Origin of the sequence: Pelagirhabdus alkalitolerans (assembly GCF_900096905.1) — a bacterium.
In the GTDB taxonomy this organism is placed as follows: Bacteria; Bacillota; Bacilli; order Bacillales; family Amphibacillaceae; genus Pelagirhabdus; species Pelagirhabdus alkalitolerans.
In genome coordinates this window covers 207,472-225,197 of the sequence record NZ_FMYI01000003.1, presented here as the reverse complement: position 1 = coordinate 225,197, position 17,726 = coordinate 207,472, and the positions used below count along the sequence as shown (strand labels likewise).

Genomic DNA, 17,726 nt, shown 5'->3' with positions numbered 1-17,726 from the left:
CTCCTCTATTGATTAACTGGTTCAGCATGCCAAAAGTATTCACTAAACACCTCTACAAAAACATCTGCTAAACGATACATCTCTTCTAATGTATTATCAACACCACCAAATTCGATAAGCAAACTATTATCTAACAAATCTTGATTATAAACTCCGTTCCTACCTTGACCGCCCATCTGTACTACACCCCTACTAATACCCGGTGCAAAAGCTTCAAGACGATTGTGTAGTTCCTTTGCTATAGCAATATTCGTCTCATTTCCTTGAAAATCAGATCCAATAACAAAAAATATACGTGCGTGATCCTCACCATCAATCGTGATGGTCGTATCTTCCCGCCTACGGCTATCACGGTGCACGTCAAATACATATTGAATGGCTTCATATTGATTAATGACTTCTTTTACAGCGGGCTGACTAGCATCGTAACTTCTCCAATAATCCCACCCATTTTCTGTTAATACATCTGTGAAGTCTGTCTCATCAACTAAAGTAAGAATTCCATTTTTCTCAAATTTATCTTTCAAGTATTGGCTAATTAATGTGACATTCACATCAACATCAAACGCATGCGACGGATCTGTAATGCCATCTAAATGCGGTAAAAATGATTCCCTTGTATGCGTATTATAAATAAACACATTTGGATCACCTGTTATTTCAGTCTCTGACTCTCTAGGTTTTTCTTCATTATCTACTTTCTTAGATTCAAAGATTTCCATCGGAGGGGTTAGCTCCACAGGTAGGTTACTGTAATTCGTATCACTTTGCGCGACAATAATCTGTTGATTAAAAGATGAAAAGCCTGGTAATTCGTTACCAAACAATGTTCGAGTACCACCGCCATTCATGGTAAAAAGAGACTGAATCGGTCGAGTAGATATGACTTCACTTTCATCAGGCGCAGCTTTAAAGACTGAGCTTGTCCTACTTACCATATGAAGATAGATCGACTGATCAATTTGTTCATTAAACTCTCTTAATAACGGAAATGGTAGTCTCTCAGTAAAAGATTGAAAGACAACCAATCCAACAAGTAAATAAAGAATACAGGTAATCAGTGTCCAAAGAAGCATAGCTTTTACGATTCGTATTGTATATTTTTTAAAATAATGGGTTTGGCGCATGGACAACCTTCTTTCTCTAGTGATTAGTAATGCATATGCTAGAGAATAGATGAATAGAACATGAACATCTAATCACTAGATTGTTCATGCAAGGCTTGATTGATTCCATCAGAAATCACTTTTGATAGTTCGTGAATATAAGCATCCACTTCTTTTGGCGTTACCATTAAGTTATGCCCCAATGGGGTTAATACTTCTTGGATCAATTGACGTTTTTCATCTTCTTCTAAACCACCAATCATACCAAATAGCTCTTTTCGAGTGTGCTCTTCTGGCAAATCACTTTCCGTTAAATTTTTCTCTCCAATCGATATTTGGGCCGGTGCTAATCGACTTTTGGGCTGATCCTTCTCACTAAACTCTCTTCCGAAGTGTTTAAATACAAAATCAATCGTATCACTTGTAATCGTAACCGCATCAACAACTGTTGGTACACCAATTGATATAACAGGAATACCGTAGACATCCTCACTTAATTCTTTTCGTTTATTACCAATCCCTGACCCTGGATTAATACCTGCATCCGATAGTTGTATAGTTGAGTAAACACGTTCAACCGACCTCGAAGCTAACGCATCGATCGCTAATAAAAAGTCAGGTTTCATTTCATTCACTACACCTTTAATGACATCACTTGTTTCAATACCTGTAACACCCATGACACCCGGAGATATAGCTGCAACTGGACGTTGATGATCTTCAATATATTCAGGGTGATACTCAAACAAATGATTCGTAATTAACAGTTTACTAATAACTGAAGGGCCAAGTGCGTCAGGTGTGACATAATTATTCCCTAATCCAACAACTAAACACTGACTGTCTTGTGAAATACCTTTTTCACCTAACAACTGTTGAAGTACCTCTTTTAAAACATGTGATGTATTTTGCTTTTGATCCGGGTCATTTTTTTTAATCGCATTAGTTTCAATCGTAATGTAATGACCTTTACGCTTATTAAGCGTTTCAGCTGCCGCTTCATCTACCCAAACGTGATGAACCTTAAGCCCTGACATCGAAATGGTCTTATCCTTTGTTGAATGGTCGTAGTCAGAAAATAAATCTTTCGCTTCAATCGCTAAATCGGTCCGAATCGTTAATCCTTCGTTATGCTTCATCTAAATTAACCCCTCTCTAAATATAAAATTAGTGTAGCCAACCCATTTACTATCTATACAACCCTTTCTTTCCAATATTTTTATTGAAAACTTGACGAAGCTTTGGTACAATGACCTTTGTCCATAACAAATGAATTATGGTTCGAACAAGTGGAGGTGAAAATAAATGGCTAATCTTAAATCAGCAGTTAAACGTATTCGTGTTAATGAAGATCGCCGAGTACAGAACGTGAAATTTAAGTCAACAATGCGCACCAACATCAAACATGTTGAGAAACTTGTTGCTGAAAATAACGTTGAAGAAGCAAAAGCTGCCCTACCAAAGGCTGTTAAAAGCATTGATAAAGCAGTTCAGAACGGAATTGTTCATCAAAACAACGGTGATCGTCAAAAATCACGCTTAACTAAAAAAGTAAATCAACTTAGTGCATAACAAAACCTGAAATGACCAACATAAAAAACGATCCTCTCTAATCATTAGAGAGGATCGTTTTTTATGGCTTTTGGAGATATGTTGGAGTAAAGATACAATCGGGCGCGTTGCTTTTATAAAAAGCGTGCGTGTGATCGACTACTCGCCTGTTGCGGGGTTAGCCTCAAAAAAGTCATATCATTTTTTATCTGCTATTTCAACTGATGAATCAGTTTGTACAAAAGCATTTCAAAAGCTAAGTTTTTATCCATTTTCCCTTGTTTAATCGCCAAATCTGTTTCTTTTAAAATAGATAACGCCTGGTACAATGCCTCCAAATCAAACCGTCTTTCCCTTTCTAAAGTCATTTTAATCAAATACGAATGAACCTTGAGCTGCTGAGCCATTTGCTTTTGACTATACCCTTTCGTTTTTAAGCGTTTTACTTGATAAATCGTTCTAAGCTGGGAAGCTAATAGAGCAATAAGTGCAATAGGCTCTTCATTCAAATGAAGTAAATCTTTGTACACTTCGATTGCCTTTTTTAAATCTTTATTCATCACAGCATCCACTAAATTCAAACCGCTTGATTGACCATTATTTGATACTAACTGTGATGCAATTTCCTCTGTCACATGAGTATCTTCTGCTACATAAAGAGCCAACTTCTTAATCTCATTTTCCAATATGGCAAGATGTGTCCCAGTTTTATCTACTAATATGTCTTTGGCCTTTGGGTCAATTGATAACTGATGCTCATCAAGTAAGTGATCGACCCATTTATGATAATGCCAAGATTTGACTTCCTCACAATGGATGGTCATCGCTTGATTTTTTAAGGTTTTTACTATTTTCTTTCTTTCGTCCAATTTCTCAAATGGCGCGACTAGTATTAAGGTCGAGAAATCAACAGGATTTTCTACATAGTTTATAAGAGCATCTATTTGATGCTCAATTGTTGACTTTGATTTTTGAGCGGTTAAAAAATAGGCTTGATCAGCAAGTACAATTTTTTCACCACCAAAAAACGGATATGTTTCTGTTTCAAGTACACAATCTTCAATAGGCGTTTCTTCTAGGTCAAAACGTTCGATTTGATCATCATCTGTTTTTAAAACACGTTCACTGATCTGAGACACAATCGATTCAATTAAATAGTCCTCTGTACCGTATATTAAAAAAAGATTAGGTAATGGTTTGTTTTTTAATTCTTTTCGTGCTTCTATGTAATTCAATACGTCCACTCCGTTCACTTCATGACTAATTACTATCCTAATCGCTATTTACTTTTTTGACAAGAAGAAAAGAGAAGGACAAACCTTCCCTTTATCTATATTAACGTTTGCTTATGAGCCCTAGGTAACTCATAAGCAAACGATATTTGATGACGGTTTTGATTTTTTATACCCTTTGATCTTCTATATACTATGGATGAAACGGCATAAACGTTCCTGGTCTGTTTTTATGAAATTTAAATTGCACCGCTCCATTTTGATCCGTTCGATAGATGGTTACATTTCGAGCGATTAAATCTTGAATAACACGATCTGAAGGATGTTGATAGCGATTATATCGTCCTACGGATATTAGCCCAACATCGATAGCAATCGCATCTAAAAATGCAGCACTTGAGGACGTATCACTTCCATGGTGAGAGATAGACAATATATCAACAGGTAGTTGAGTATAGGCGTTTAAAATTTGTTCTTCGACAACACTTGATAAATCTCCCGTTAACAACCAATTCAATTCATTGATTGATGTGAGCACGACGAGAGAATTATCATTTGCATCATGATAATCACGCTCAGGACTGATGACATGAAAAACTTGGCCATTAATATCAAACGTATCGCTCATCCCATATGTCTCAATACTAGAAACGCTTTTCTTTACGCTCGTTAATTCATCTATCCATTCAAAATAAGGAGACGTAATAAATCGTTTAACTTTAAAATCATCCACTAAAAAAGGAACACTCCCCACATGATCAATATGTTCATGAGATAAGATGACAGCATCGATTTTTTGAATGCCTGCTTGGTATAAAAAAGGTTTTATCACATTGTTGTACTCTGCACTTGAAACCTCTTGTTGGTTTATATGATAGGGTGCCCCAAGATCATAAATAATTACACTTTTTCGATGAGGCAATTCCACAATAAGTGCATCAGATTGTCCAAGGTCTAGCATCGTCACAGTACCATAAGGATTTAGATAAGGACGAATTAAAACAAAACCTAATGTCATCATAAGCAGGAAGATAGAAATTTTTAGTTTCTTCCATTGCCGTTTTTCGAGATGAATAAGTACAAGCATCATTACTGAGTAGAAGATGATCATATAAATGGCAGGAAATTCTCCGACTACAATCTTAAAATAAAATGTTTCGTTAATATAAGATAATAAAGTCATACTATAACGATGCGTTAGTTCAAACAAGTAAGCTAGAGGTGTTATTAGAGTGGGCATTATAAACGAAATAAAAAATAAAATGAAGGCAAGTGGCACAACCCAAATCGAAAAATACCAAGTCCACACGACATTGATCACAATGCTAAGTGGATTGAACAAATGAAAATGGTGAATTTGAATAGGAATAACAATAAACGTTGATAACAGAGTCAGGTAAATGGACTGATAAGCGATGTGAGGTAATGATGAGAGCACTTTTTGCGATAAAATAATACTATAAGTAATTAAAAATGAAAATTGAAAACCAAGGTGATAAATCCAATTAGGAGAAATAATGAGGAGCAATATAAAGGTTAAGCTTAAATAATCAATCACTTTCAGATGAATATCAGAAAACCACAGCAAAACAACAATCGCACTAACAACACTTGCTCTAAAAACCGATGGAGCACCACCAGCTATAAAGGGAAATAAAACTAAAACCAACAGAATTAACATGTAAGTCGATGTCTTCGTCATTCGAAAGACAAATAAACCAGTAAATAAAATCAAAGCAATCAATATACTAATATGTAAACCTGATATCGCTAAAAGATGGGTCAAATGCCAATTTTGAAAAATCTGCTCGACCCCATCATCTAAACCGTGACGATCACCTAGCACTAAAGATCGAATCCATCCTGCGTTAAATTCACTATGCGTAGTCGTCATATGCACGAGTAACTCTTCACGAAGTCGTAACAATCGATGCGTTAAACGATTGTTGCCTAAAGCCATTAACTCTGATTCATTCACTTGAAACTGCCAGGATATACCTTGACGACTTAAATAGGAGCGATAATTAAATTGACCAGGATTTGTTGGCCGCTCGATTTCTTGATAAACACCTGTTAGCCTGTAATGATTCCCAACTTCATAATCTGGCGAATGATGATTTGTATCGATCACTTGAAGCAATTCATTTTGACAGGAAGATTTAAAATAAAATGTCGTGAAATCTTCCTGTCGGTTCGTTATCCGCCTTACTTCACCTATAATCATTTCTGTCTGATATGATTTATCCTCATGTATGACCGTATTTGCACTAAAGTGAACAGAGAAAAAAAGAGAAACGATTAACAATACGCCTATTTCTAAAAGTGTTAAACGATTTTTAACCCACCAAATCATTAAACAGATTAAAAAAACGAACAAATAAAGCGTACCGTATCCGTTATCTAAGGCTAAGCTAAACCCAACAATGGTGGCAAATACAAACAGGTGTCCTTTACCTCTCACATCTTCACCCCTACCGTTTACTCAGGTGGTAACAAATTTAAAGTACTTTCTTCTAATGGAATACGCTCAAACTTCACTCCAGCTTCATTGAATAATTCAATGGCATAGGGGTGATTTTTGTAATCCTTGGCATAATACACCGTTTTAATACCTGCTTGAATAATTGATTTACAACATTGCAAGCAAGGAAAGTGCGTAACGTATATTTCAGCTCCTTCTGTTGGGGCACCAAATTTCGCACACTGTAAAATCGCATTCATCTCTGCGTGAATCGTTCTGACGCAGTGACCATCGATTACGTAGCACCCCTCATCTACGCAATGGGCACTTCCCGAAACACTTCCATTGTAGCCACCAGCAATCATGCGTTTATCACGTACAATCGTTGCTCCAACGGTTAGGCGTTCACATGTGCTCCGAAGCGCGATTAAGTGAGATTGTGCCATAAAATATTGATGCCATGAGATTCTTTCCATATGATCACTCCTCAGTCTTTATGGTAATTGAATATAGTCTTCTAATTGCTCGACCGTCTTCGCTCCAATACCAGATATGTTTTCCAAATCAGCAGTTGAATGAAACGGACCATTTTCATCTCGATAAGCTAAGATGGCCTGAGCTTTTGATTCGCCAATGCCTGGTAATCGTTCGAGTTCTGCTTGATCAGCAATATTAATCCTTATTCTATCATGAGTTGGTTCTGCTTGAACAGATTCATTTTCTTCCCCCAACGGATAAACAGTAATCACCATTTCATCATAAACACGTTCTGCTAAGTTGATGCTAAGTGTATCTGCCTCGTCGTTAAATCCACCAGCTTTTTCAATCACATCGATGACTCGATCTGACTGATCAACTTGATACACATCCGGGTTTTGAATTTCACCTTTTACGTCTACATAATAGGTTGAATTCGTTTGATTTTTCTCATGTTCAGGAGGGTGATCATCCATTTCAATTGCAGATTGTTCAGTAGAAGTGTCAATTGGAGCGGTTTCATTTGAAGAGACTTGAAGGCGTTCACTTAAATAAAACTCCCATGTAAGAGCGGTTAAAATGACACATAATATAGCACATATAACAAGATTGTCTTTAATCCAATTCAAAAAGCATCTCCTCAAATCATTAGGTGAATTGCGTAGCACACCACTTTACATTTACGTATATTCGACTGGATTTGACTGAATACCTGCTAATACTTTGAACTTGTTAAACAGCTTTAAAAATGAGGTAAAATTCTTTTTCTAACTAAAAAAATTAGTGAATACTTTGGGAAAAGCATCCACTAATCTGATTTCTCACTTATAGCAAACGAAGAAAAGACGATTGGCATAAGCATAGTCATCTTCATTAATCGGTGTCGTTTCAAAATCTTTGTAAATCTCTATTTTTGAAAACCCAACCTTACTTAACAACTGTACGTATGTCTCAACTGAAAGCGTACGTTGCTGATGGGTTTCATCTATTCGGTCATATTGCTTGTCATTTTGAATGAAAAACGTTAGATCATGAATCATCTCACCTTCACGCTCACCTGCTTGACAGAACCAAATGTAAGCTAAATCATCATAGACCTCACTAAAAACCTCACCTACTAAGTTTGATTGAACATGATTGAGACTATGAACATCAAATAAAAACATACCTCGATCATTCAATGCTTGATAGGCATTTGAAAAAGCACTCTTTACTTTCTCTTCTTCTGTTATATAGTTGATGACATCACAATAACTAATAACGGTATCAAAACCTTTTAAACCTTCAAGTTGCGTCATATCCTGATGAATCCATTGAATTGATTTGCCTTCTTCAATCGATCGATTCGATGCTTCTGTTAACATATCACTCGATAAATCTACACCCGTTACTTGGCTAAATGAATCCGCTAGTTGCACGGTTATTTGCCCTGTACCACAACCAAGGTCTAGTAATTGCTTCGGCTGAGATTCAAAATCTTTATCCAACATGGCTTTCGTAAAAGCAACCCAATCTTCATAAGGGGCATCTTCCATTAGTGCATCATATACTTTCGCCATTTTTTGATACATGATTCAAACTCCTATTTAGTCGATTTCTACCGATACGATCGGTGCATCGCCCCATAATTTTTCTAAATTATAATAATTACGCTCATCTTGATGGAATATATGACAAATAACGTCTCCTAAGTCAACTAAGACCCAACGCGCATGTTCAAATCCTTCTGTACGTTTGACTTCAACACCTTGTTCTTCTGCTCTTTCTTTAACTTCCTTTGCGATCGTTTGGACAAGACGTTCACTTGTCGCATCACAAATAACAAAATAATCAGCCATAACAGATACATCTCTCATGTCTAGCGTTAAAATATCATGTCCTCTTTTATCATCAATAGCATTGACGATTGATTTTACAAATTGATCATTACTCACTATGTGATTCCTCCAATTTTCGTTTTAGATCATTATACATATTTAGCGTTTCCGGGTAAATTAACTGTTCAAGATCTAATAAATGACGAATGCTATTTCGTACTGCCATAAAACACGCAGAGTCAAGTGAACGAAACGCTTCGTTTCTTACATCTTCAATCCCGTCAAATTGACGCCCTGGCTCTATATAATCAGCTAAATAGATAATTTTATCAAGCATTGACATATTAGCTTTGCCCGTCGTGTGGTAATAAATAGCTTCTTTAATACGCGAACTCTCAATCCCTAATTCAGATTCAAGTTTATAAGCGGCAACTGGACCGTGCCATAATTCATGATGAAAGTTTAGTAGATGATTTGAGAGGTCACTATTTATAATAATGGACTTCATCTCACTTACATCACGTTCTTTAAAATAATCATGAAAAATAGCCGCTAATTCTGTTTCTTTTCGGTTCACTTCATAAAACGTCGAAAGTTCTAGTGCCGTATCTAATACCCTCACTGTATGATTATACCGTTTTTCAGACAAATGGGGTCTTAATCTATTCAGTGCTTCTTCTCTATTCATACAATCCTCTCTTTCTTATCACATCGATAACGCCAGAAGGAACCAAGTACCGGACAGATTGATTGTTTAACAAGCGTTCTCTAATTAATGTTGAAGAAATATCAAGTCCCGGAACGTCCAATAGTGTAACAGGATACGCTGTCTCTAATCGGTATTCCGGACGTTTGACACCGACAAATCGGATTAAATGAATCAATTCATTAATGTTATACCATTTCGGTAAGTACTCGACCATATCAGCTCCAATAATAAAGTAAAATGATACATCCGGGTGCATATCTTTAAGTGTTTTAATTGTATCAATTGTATAAGACTTACCTTGGCGCTTAATTTCTATATCGTTTACTTTAAAATGATCCTCATCTTTAATAGCACTTTTGATCATAGCTAATCGATCATCTGTTGACACCGTTGCTTTCTTTTTATGCGGGGGTTCAGCAGAGGGAATGAACCAGATTTCATCTAATGATAATTTTTCATACACTTCATTTGCAATGACTAAATGACCGATATGAGGTGGATCAAATGTTCCGCCTAAAAGACCAATTTTTTTCATAGTGACCCTATGGTAGCTCGATTTCTTTGTGATCTTCTGATTCTTTATATAGGACAATCATATTTCCAATAATTTGAACCTTTTCAGCTCCTGTTCCCTCTATGAGCTGAGCGGCAACATCTTCTTTATCCTCTAAACAGTTTTGTAAAATCGAAATTTTAATTAACTCACGTTTTTCTAACGCTTCATTAATTTGTATAATCATATTTTCATTAACACCATCTTTACCTACTTGAAAAATTGGCTTTAAGTGATGTGCTTTTGAACGCAAAAAGCGTTTTTGTTTCCCTGTTAACATGGTCATCATCCTTCATTTTTTGATTTAATCATTTTTTCAAAATCACCTAAAATACCTTTGGCATCTACCGATTGACCAGTAAAATGCTCAAATGCTAATTTTGCTTGATAAAGTAACATTTCGTGTCCATGATGAACACGTGCTCTTTTTTGATATGCTTGCTTTAATAACTGAGTCCAAAATGGTTTATAGACGATATCACTTACAACGGCACCTTTTTTAATCTTTTCCAAATCAATTACCTGAGCCTTTTCATTCGGCGTCATGCCAACTGAAGTGGTTTGGACAATTAAGTCATAGTGATTTATTTTTTGCTCAGCCTCATCAAACGTCATTGGGCTCGTTATTGTATCACTGTTATTTAAACCGGTGAGCTCAACGGCTTTTTCATATGTTCTATTACTTATATCTACTGTATTAAAACCGGCTTGGAGTAAGCTATAATAAATACCACGACTTGCTCCACCGGCACCCAAGATTAACGCATGCTTGTCTTTATAAAATAAATCATCAAACCGCTCTTCTAATGCAGCCGTCAAACCAAATCCATCTGTATTATAGCCTGTCCACTTTCCATTATGGCAAACAACAGTATTCACAGCACCGATAGCACGCGCACTATCCGATAGCGCATCTAAATAAGGGATAATACGTTGCTTGTATGGAATGGTGACATTAAAACCGTTCAGATTCTTACGTTTAAAATCACTAATCTGTTCTTCAAATTGATCCGGGGCTATTTCATATAATTCATACGAACCCGTCATATTTAACTGATCTAGAAACTGATGGTGGATCCAAGGTGACAATGAGCCTTGTACTGGATATCCAATGAGTCCTAATTCCATCCTATCATCTCCCTATATAATCGCTGATCGTCTAGAAACTGGTACATTGTCAGGTGTTGCGATTGACACCGTCACATCATCACCCGTTAAGGTCACCCAACCGAGTCCAGGTAGAACTATATCCGTTTTATCGCCACTAATTTTAAACGTCTTTTCCTTAAGTGGTGGATACTCATCAACAGACGATGCACTAGGTGGTGATAATAATTCACCAAAATGATCGCTGTAAAGTTGGTCTGCTTTTTCTAATTTAGTACGATGAATTGTAATTTGATTTGAGAAGTAACAAACGAAGGGTTGTCTGTCTCCCTTTATGAAATCAATTCGAGCCATTCCCCCAATAAACAACGTTTGGCCACTGTTTAATTGGAACACTTGGGGTTTAATTTCTTTGGTAGGTGTGATCGTTTTAATGTCTTCATTCGATAAGTAGTGTGTAATTTGTCCTCGGTTAATCACACCTGGTGTATCGTATAATGACGATGTCTCATCCAATGGTATATCAATGAAACCTAGTGTTGTACCAGGGAAATAAGACGTTGTAATCGCTTCTTTCAAACCTGTTGACTCATTAATTAAATAATTAATAAACGTTGATTTCCCTACATTAGTAGACCCTACTACGTATACATCTTCACCGTCACGGTGGTGTTCGATTGCCTCTTTAACACGGTCAAAACCTTGACCAGTCTTAGCAGATGTTAAATAAACATCTTGAACAGTTAAGCCTAAATCAGCCGCTGACTTTTTCAACCATTGAATTAATTTACCACGATTTGTTGACTTAGGCAGTAAATCTACTTTATTCGCTACTAAAATAACTTTATTATTGCCTGTTAATCGGTGGAGACTTTTTATAAAACTACCACTAAAATCAAAAATATCCACAAGTTTAACAATCAAACTATTCGTTTCACCAATTTGACTAATCAATTGTAAAAAGTCATGATCAGTATACGGTACATCTTGAACCTCATTGTAATGCTTTAACCTAAAGCAACGCTGACAAATGACTTCATCATTTGAAAGAGCTGAAGCAGGAACAAAACCTGGTTGATTTTTATCGTTCGATTGAATGGTTACACCACAACCTTGGCATGTTACGTTTTCATTTTTTTCTGATCCCATTTTTCTAACCCTCTTTTTTCTAAATGTTTTAAAATTCTTCGTTCGATTTTTCGGTTAATTCTTGTCGCTTTATCATCTGTTTTAACAATCGGGACGACTAATATACTAATAAGCCCCGCACGATTTCCACCTAATATATCTGTAATGAGTTGGTCTCCGATGACTGCCACTTCGTTTTTTTGATACCCCATTTTTTTAACCGCTCTTAAAAATGCGCGCTTTAATGGCTTTTTAGCACTGAACACATAAGGACGTTCTAATGGTTCCGAAAACCGTTTAACCCTCTTTTGATTATTGTTAGAAATAATCGTCACATCAATTTCATTCTCTTCCATTTGCTTAAACCAAGACACTACCCTTTCAGTAGCATCTGTCTCGTCCCAAGCGACTAATGTATTATCTAAATCGGTTATAATTCCTTTAATGCCTTTATCTTTTAAAAACTCAGGCTCTAACTCGAAAATATTATCTACATATAAATCTGGTATAAAACGTTTTAACACGGTATTTCCACCTCAATTAAGCATATCTTTATTGTTTTTCACTTTACCATCATAAACAATTTAACTCTTACTTTCAAAAATATTTTAACAAAATACAAATAAAATGATAAATTTCTTATCTTCTTTATAAATTCATGACTAAAATCGTCCGACACTTTCACTCAAAATTCGAGTTTGTGGATAACATTATCAACAACCAAATAAGCTTAATAGCAATGTTTTTAGCAATTTTTATACAATTTACTCACAAAGTTATCTACATCCGAGACCAATTTTTAGAACTTGTTCATCGTAACCTTATTTGATACAGTATGAATGTGAAAAACATTTTTTGTAAATAGAAAGCAAGAAGGGACGCTCTATCATGGAAAAATTATCTGATGATCTACTTTTGCAATCGTATGAAAAAGCTCTAGAGTTACAACTAAGTACTGACTTTATTCAATTAATTGAAGCAGAAATAACACGTCGAGCTCTACATTTTAGATGCTTATCTCTTGTGTAAATCACCTCGCTTGAACATTTTTATTTATGGACAGACATCTTACAACTTCCTACTCATAAATTAAACTAAGGTAGCCTAAATGAGATAGGTTACTCACCCAATGAATGACAAAATTAGGAGGCTGTACAGATGTCAATTGTTTTAAGTGCGCTCTTATTTTTAATGAAAGATGCCCTTTTCTTTGTTTCCTATGTAAAAAACCAAACATTTCCGCAACCTCTAACGTATCAAGAAGAACAAGAACAGTTAAAGCGAATGGCAGCTGGTGATCATCATGCGAGGAATAAATTAATCGAACACAATTTACGTCTCGTCGCACACTTAGTGAAAAAGTTTGAAAATGCGCGAGAGGATCAAGAAGACCTTATTTCAATAGGAACGATTGGTTTAATTAAAGGTATTGAGAGTTATTCACCCGCTAAAGGAACGAAATTAGCAACATATGCTGCACGGTGTATTGAAAATGAAATACTTATGCATCTTCGATCGACCAAAAAACAGAGTAAAGACATTTCACTTCAAGATCCGATCGGTCAAGATAAGGAAGGGAATGAGATCAGTTTAATCGACATCTTACAAGCGGAAAATGAAGATATTGTTGAATTTATACAGTTAAATATGGAGATTGAAAAGATCAACCAATATTTTGATGTGCTCGATGATCGTGAAAAATTAATTTTAATTAGACGCTACGGGCTTAATCAAACTGAAGAAAAAACACAAAAAGAAATCGCTGAAGAGCTGAATATATCACGCAGTTATGTGTCTAGAATTGAAAAAAGAGCCTTAATGAAAGTTTTTCATGAATATTATATAAAAGAAAATTAGGATTGCAATTTTGCCTGTTCACTCACAAGAAACTTACCCCCACGACATCACATAAAAAGAAACCAGGTCACACAAAAGAAACCTGGTTAAATCCATTATAATTTACGCAACGTGCTCATAATGAGTACTGCAGCGTTTTTAGCAGCCACTTCTAAAAATTGATCAAATGAAAGTGACGATTTTTTGCCTGCTATATCTGATAGCGCTCGAATAATAACAAACGGCGTTTCGTACTGATGACAAACTTGAGCTATCGCTGCTGCTTCCATTTCTAATGCCAACATATCTGGGAAGTGATCCTTTATAACTTGAACTTGTGCTTCAGTCTCAATAAACGAATCACCCGTACCGATCAGTCCAAGTTTGTACTGAACGTCTTCAATCGATTTAACAGATTCTGAGACTGATTTAATTAAGTTGTCATCTGCTTTAAAGCGTGCAGGCATTTTAGGTACTTGTCCGTAACTATAGTTAAATGCCGTTACATCGACATCATGATGCGTCACTTCGTCGGAAATAACAAGATCTCCAACAGACAATGACTTATCATAACCACCTGCTGATCCTGTATTAATGATACAAGTCGGTTGATAGCGTTCGTGCAATATAGCTGTTGCTAGGGCTGCATTAACCTTTCCTATACCCGACTTTAATAATACGATCTCTTTTTCACCTAGTTGTCCTTTAATAAAATGACAATTTGCAATTGTTTCTTCAGATTTAACGCTCATACTTTCCTTCAGTAAATGAATCTCTTGATCCATCGCACCAATTATTCCAATTACCATACTCACTTATCTCCTTACCCTGTATTGATGACTAGGATTCAAAGCGATCCATTTCATCATGTTCTTGCAACACTTCCACCTTCTCAGGTTTAAAACCTTCCTGTTCAACCCATCTGACATTAACACGATAATGTTCAGTCATGTCCGAATTAGAAAATGTAGCAACCATCTGATTAGGCCCATCTCCTGATACCCATAAATAATAAATTTCATCTACAGGAACGTCTGTGGCTAATTCAAGTGCTTGCATCATTTCTTGCCAATCACTTTCAGACTGATCCCAGCTAAAATTAAATGGTTCTGACTGCTCTGTCGGAATTGGGGCCCAATCTGATGTAAATGCCCTAATAACATTATCGTCATCTGATTCAACAGGTTCTACATCATTATCATTGGGGCTCACTTGATCTTGGTCTTCCTCATCATCCGAGGGGTTTTCTGATTCAGAATCAAATTCATCATCCGGTTCTTCTAATTCTTCATCTACACTATTTTCTTCTTCAGTTTCTGTTGCTGATTCTTCTTCAGTTTCTTCTGTACCAGGCTCAGTAACGGTATCTTCTTGATTATCATTCGTCACTAGAATAATCGTAATAAACAAGACGACTAAACTAATACCAACGATAATAAAAATCGATAACCACTTTGTGTTGTTTCTCTTTTTTTCAAAACGGTTCAAACGGCTATACGATGGCTCTTCATAATCCATTTATACGCCTCCTTATGATCGTTTATTTTGAAAAAGACATATATTTTGCATGAAAACTATAAAAAAGTGACATATATGTCACTTTTTTATTATTTAACTTCAACAATTTTTACGTGCATATCGCCAGCTGGTGTAGGTACTTTCACCTCTTCATCAATTTTGCATCCCATTAAGCTCTTTGCAATCGGTGAATCATTTGAAATTTTCCCTTCAAATGGATCTGCCTCAGCACTACCTACGATTGTATATTCTTCTTCATCACCATCCGGTAATTCTTGGAACACAACTGTTTTACCTAGTGTGACAACACCTTGGTCGCCACCATTGTTTTCAATAATTTCTGCATTGCGAATCATATTCTCAACTTGTGTAATTCTTGATTCAACAAAAGCTTGCTCATCTTTAGCTGCATCATATTCTGAGTTTTCAGACAGATCACCAAAGTCACGTGCAATCTTAATACGTTCTACGACTTCTGGACGTTTAACTGTTTTTAAATGTTCTAACTCTTCTATTAATTTGTCTTTACCTTCTTGTGTCATATAATAGCTTTTCTCGTTCGCCATTTCTTACACTCCTTTAAATATACAAAAATAAGTATGTTACATGACTATTCAAATCGAAACTAAATAACCCAAAAATTGAAAGAGATCTGTAATTTAGTTGCGTATCGGAATATATGTGCCATAAAAACATTCAACTTTTGACTAGTTGGAAGCATTTTATCACTTAAGTTTCAGACCATGCAACCGAATAATAGCGCTTTCTGAGCGATACTAAACAATACTATGGCAGATTTTTGATATAATTTCAATAGTTTCTTCTCATAATCTATGCATGATCAGAGAAAATGCTTAATTTTTCATATTTATATGCTGATCGTTCTCTATTCATCCGTCTTTGATAATATTTTCTCTACTTTAGTTGCCATTAAATCAATAGCAACATGATTCTCGCCACCTTCAGGTATGATGATATCTGCATAACGCTTTGTCGGTTCAATGAATTGTAAGTGCATCGGTCGCACGACATTTAAATATTGATCGATAACAGAATCAATTGTTCGTCCACGTTCATTAATATCTCGTAGTAAACGACGAATAATCCTTAGATCCGCATCTGTATCGACGAACACTTTGATATCCATCAAATCCATGAGCCGATCATCTTCAAGAATCAGAATACCTTCTACAATAATAACATCCTGTGGCTCAACCTGCATGGTTTCATCAGAACGCGTGTGTCTTTTAAAATCATACATCGGTTTCTCGACAGGGTGATGATTCATTAATTGTTTTAAGTGTGCAATTAAAAGATCATTATCAAAGGCGAATGGATGATCATAATTCGTATTCAATCGCTCCTCAAAAGGTAAATGAGATTGATCTTTGTAGTAAAAATCTTGTTCCATAACTAAAATTGATTTATTAGCAAATTTTTCACAGATTGAACGTGTGACGGATGTTTTTCCAGACCCCGATCCACCTGCTACACCTATTACAATCGGTTTTTTATTTTTTTCAACCATGTTAGACTCCTTTATTATCTTTTTGTAGACAAACTAATGCCATCTCCAACTGGTACAATAATTGTTTCAAAATCAGGGTGTGACATTAGCCATTTGTTATAATGATCGATTTTCTGTGCCACCTTACTTAGTCGTTTCGATGCCAACTCAGGATTTTGTACATATCCTTTAAATAATACATTGTCTGTAATAATGACACCATTTGTAGATAACAGTTGTTCTGCCTTTTCGAAAAACTGTTTGTATTTCCCTTTAGCTGCATCAATAAAAATAACATCAAAAGGTCCCATATGATTATAATTCATATTATCTGCTAATGCATCACCTAATTGTAAATCAATCTTATCTTGTAAATCAAATTTAGAGATATAATATCGTGCTCGTTCAAACCGATCTTGATCACGTTCAATCGTTACAATTTGACTATCCGGGGCAGCAAAGTGCATTTGTATAGCAGAATAGCCAATAGCTGCCCCAATTTCTAAAATCGTTTTGGGTTGTTTTATTCTTATCATTTGTTTCAAGAAAGCAATACCATCCTCTTCCATAATTGGCACATGGTCACGCATTGCTTCACTTTCCATTTCCTTTATTTCAGGGATTGATTCTTCAATAAATTGGTCCCAATATGACTCGCTCATTAAAATCCACCTCTACATTAATACATAGAAGATCAGAGGACAACACCTCATCCTCTGATCTC

General features: G+C 35.8%; 22 protein-coding genes. 3 read left to right on the top strand and 19 right to left on the bottom strand.

Going from position 1 to position 17,726, the window contains the following annotated elements:
- Positions 1–5: 5 nt before the first annotated feature.
- Both spoIIP and gpr read right to left on the bottom strand, forming a co-directional pair.
- Positions 6–1,127, bottom strand: a complete 1,122-nt coding sequence (gene spoIIP, locus BLR62_RS05695; protein WP_090794443.1) for a stage II sporulation protein P — start codon at positions 1,125–1,127, stop codon at positions 6–8.
- A gap of 68 nt (positions 1,128–1,195) precedes the next feature.
- A complete protein-coding gene (gpr, locus tag BLR62_RS05690) occupies positions 1,196–2,245 on the bottom strand; it encodes a GPR endopeptidase (RefSeq protein ID WP_090794440.1) in 1,050 nt (349 codons plus the stop codon).
- A 166-nt stretch (positions 2,246–2,411) separates the two neighbouring features.
- On the opposite strand from gpr, the gene rpsT reads away from it, so the two are divergent.
- Positions 2,412–2,678: a 30S ribosomal protein S20 gene (rpsT, locus tag BLR62_RS05685; protein ID WP_090794437.1), complete on the top strand. Its 267-nt coding sequence runs from the start codon at positions 2,412–2,414 to the stop codon at positions 2,676–2,678.
- Between the two features lie 191 nt (positions 2,679–2,869).
- On the opposite strand, the gene holA is transcribed toward rpsT, so the two are convergent.
- The 12 genes from holA to BLR62_RS05625 all read right to left on the bottom strand — a co-directional run bounded on the left by holA (position 2,870) and on the right by BLR62_RS05625 (position 12,665).
- A complete protein-coding gene (holA, locus tag BLR62_RS05680; protein ID WP_090794434.1) occupies positions 2,870–3,892 on the bottom strand; it encodes a DNA polymerase III subunit delta in 1,023 nt (340 codons plus the stop codon).
- Between the two features lie 190 nt (positions 3,893–4,082).
- Positions 4,083–6,350: a DNA internalization-related competence protein ComEC/Rec2 gene (locus BLR62_RS05675; RefSeq protein WP_090794432.1), complete on the bottom strand. Its 2,268-nt coding sequence runs from the start codon at positions 6,348–6,350 to the stop codon at positions 4,083–4,085.
- A 17-nt stretch (positions 6,351–6,367) separates the two neighbouring features.
- Entirely contained in the window at positions 6,368–6,826 is a 459-nt protein-coding gene (locus tag BLR62_RS05670) for a ComE operon protein 2 (RefSeq protein ID WP_090794429.1), read from the bottom strand.
- An 18-nt stretch (positions 6,827–6,844) separates the two neighbouring features.
- Entirely contained in the window at positions 6,845–7,456 is a 612-nt protein-coding gene (locus tag BLR62_RS05665; protein WP_090794426.1) for a ComEA family DNA-binding protein, read from the bottom strand.
- Positions 7,457–7,648: 192 nt separating this feature from the next.
- The gene (locus BLR62_RS05660) at positions 7,649–8,398 is read right to left on the bottom strand and encodes a class I SAM-dependent DNA methyltransferase (protein WP_245719403.1); all 750 of its coding nucleotides are present in this window, start codon (positions 8,396–8,398) and stop codon (positions 7,649–7,651) included.
- A gap of 15 nt (positions 8,399–8,413) precedes the next feature.
- The gene (rsfS, locus tag BLR62_RS05655; RefSeq protein ID WP_090794419.1) at positions 8,414–8,761 is read right to left on the bottom strand and encodes a ribosome silencing factor; all 348 of its coding nucleotides are present in this window, start codon (positions 8,759–8,761) and stop codon (positions 8,414–8,416) included.
- On the bottom strand, positions 8,754–9,332 hold the full coding sequence (gene yqeK, locus BLR62_RS05650) for a bis(5'-nucleosyl)-tetraphosphatase (symmetrical) YqeK (protein WP_090794417.1): 579 nt from the start codon (positions 9,330–9,332) through the stop codon (positions 8,754–8,756). Before yqeK ends, rsfS begins: the two co-directional genes overlap by 8 nt.
- Positions 9,325–9,888, bottom strand: a complete 564-nt coding sequence (locus tag BLR62_RS05645) for a nicotinate-nucleotide adenylyltransferase (RefSeq protein WP_090794411.1) — start codon at positions 9,886–9,888, stop codon at positions 9,325–9,327. Before BLR62_RS05645 ends, yqeK begins: the two co-directional genes overlap by 8 nt.
- Positions 9,889–9,895: 7 nt before the next feature.
- Positions 9,896–10,186, bottom strand: a complete 291-nt coding sequence (yhbY, locus tag BLR62_RS05640; protein WP_090794408.1) for a ribosome assembly RNA-binding protein YhbY — start codon at positions 10,184–10,186, stop codon at positions 9,896–9,898.
- 5 nt (positions 10,187–10,191) lie between these two features.
- Positions 10,192–11,034 carry a shikimate dehydrogenase gene (aroE, locus tag BLR62_RS05635; protein WP_090794405.1) on the bottom strand — a complete coding sequence of 281 codons (843 nt, stop codon included), beginning with the start codon at positions 11,032–11,034 and terminating at the stop codon, positions 10,192–10,194.
- A gap of 12 nt (positions 11,035–11,046) precedes the next feature.
- Entirely contained in the window at positions 11,047–12,162 is a 1,116-nt protein-coding gene (gene yqeH, locus BLR62_RS05630) for a ribosome biogenesis GTPase YqeH (protein ID WP_090794402.1), read from the bottom strand.
- Entirely contained in the window at positions 12,135–12,665 is a 531-nt protein-coding gene (locus tag BLR62_RS05625) for a YqeG family HAD IIIA-type phosphatase (RefSeq protein ID WP_090794399.1), read from the bottom strand. Before BLR62_RS05625 ends, yqeH begins: the two co-directional genes overlap by 28 nt.
- Before the next feature lie 364 nt (positions 12,666–13,029).
- Here BLR62_RS05625 and BLR62_RS05620 point away from each other — a divergent pair, with 364 nt between their 5' ends.
- Entirely contained in the window at positions 13,030–13,170 is a 141-nt protein-coding gene (locus tag BLR62_RS05620) for a sporulation histidine kinase inhibitor Sda (protein ID WP_090794396.1), read from the top strand.
- Positions 13,171–13,299: 129 nt separating this feature from the next.
- Positions 13,300–13,998 carry an RNA polymerase sporulation sigma factor SigK gene (gene sigK / locus BLR62_RS05615; protein WP_090794393.1) on the top strand — a complete coding sequence of 233 codons (699 nt, stop codon included), beginning with the start codon at positions 13,300–13,302 and terminating at the stop codon, positions 13,996–13,998.
- A gap of 95 nt (positions 13,999–14,093) precedes the next feature.
- Here sigK and mtnN read toward each other — a convergent pair whose 3' ends face one another.
- The 5 genes from mtnN to BLR62_RS05590 all read right to left on the bottom strand — a co-directional run bounded on the left by mtnN (position 14,094) and on the right by BLR62_RS05590 (position 17,664).
- Entirely contained in the window at positions 14,094–14,786 is a 693-nt protein-coding gene (gene mtnN / locus BLR62_RS05610) for a 5'-methylthioadenosine/S-adenosylhomocysteine nucleosidase (protein WP_090794391.1), read from the bottom strand.
- A gap of 31 nt (positions 14,787–14,817) precedes the next feature.
- Positions 14,818–15,495, bottom strand: coding sequence for a YrrS family protein (locus BLR62_RS05605; protein ID WP_090794388.1), 678 nt, complete (start codon positions 15,493–15,495; stop codon positions 14,818–14,820).
- 89 nt (positions 15,496–15,584) lie between these two features.
- The gene (gene greA / locus BLR62_RS05600) at positions 15,585–16,061 is read right to left on the bottom strand and encodes a transcription elongation factor GreA (RefSeq protein WP_090794385.1); all 477 of its coding nucleotides are present in this window, start codon (positions 16,059–16,061) and stop codon (positions 15,585–15,587) included.
- Positions 16,062–16,381: 320 nt separating this feature from the next.
- Positions 16,382–17,023 carry a uridine kinase gene (udk, locus tag BLR62_RS05595; protein WP_090794382.1) on the bottom strand — a complete coding sequence of 214 codons (642 nt, stop codon included), beginning with the start codon at positions 17,021–17,023 and terminating at the stop codon, positions 16,382–16,384.
- A gap of 14 nt (positions 17,024–17,037) precedes the next feature.
- Complete coding sequence (locus BLR62_RS05590) at positions 17,038–17,664, bottom strand: O-methyltransferase (protein WP_090794380.1); 627 nt, start codon at positions 17,662–17,664, stop codon at positions 17,038–17,040.
- Between the last annotated feature and the right edge of the window lie 62 nt (positions 17,665–17,726).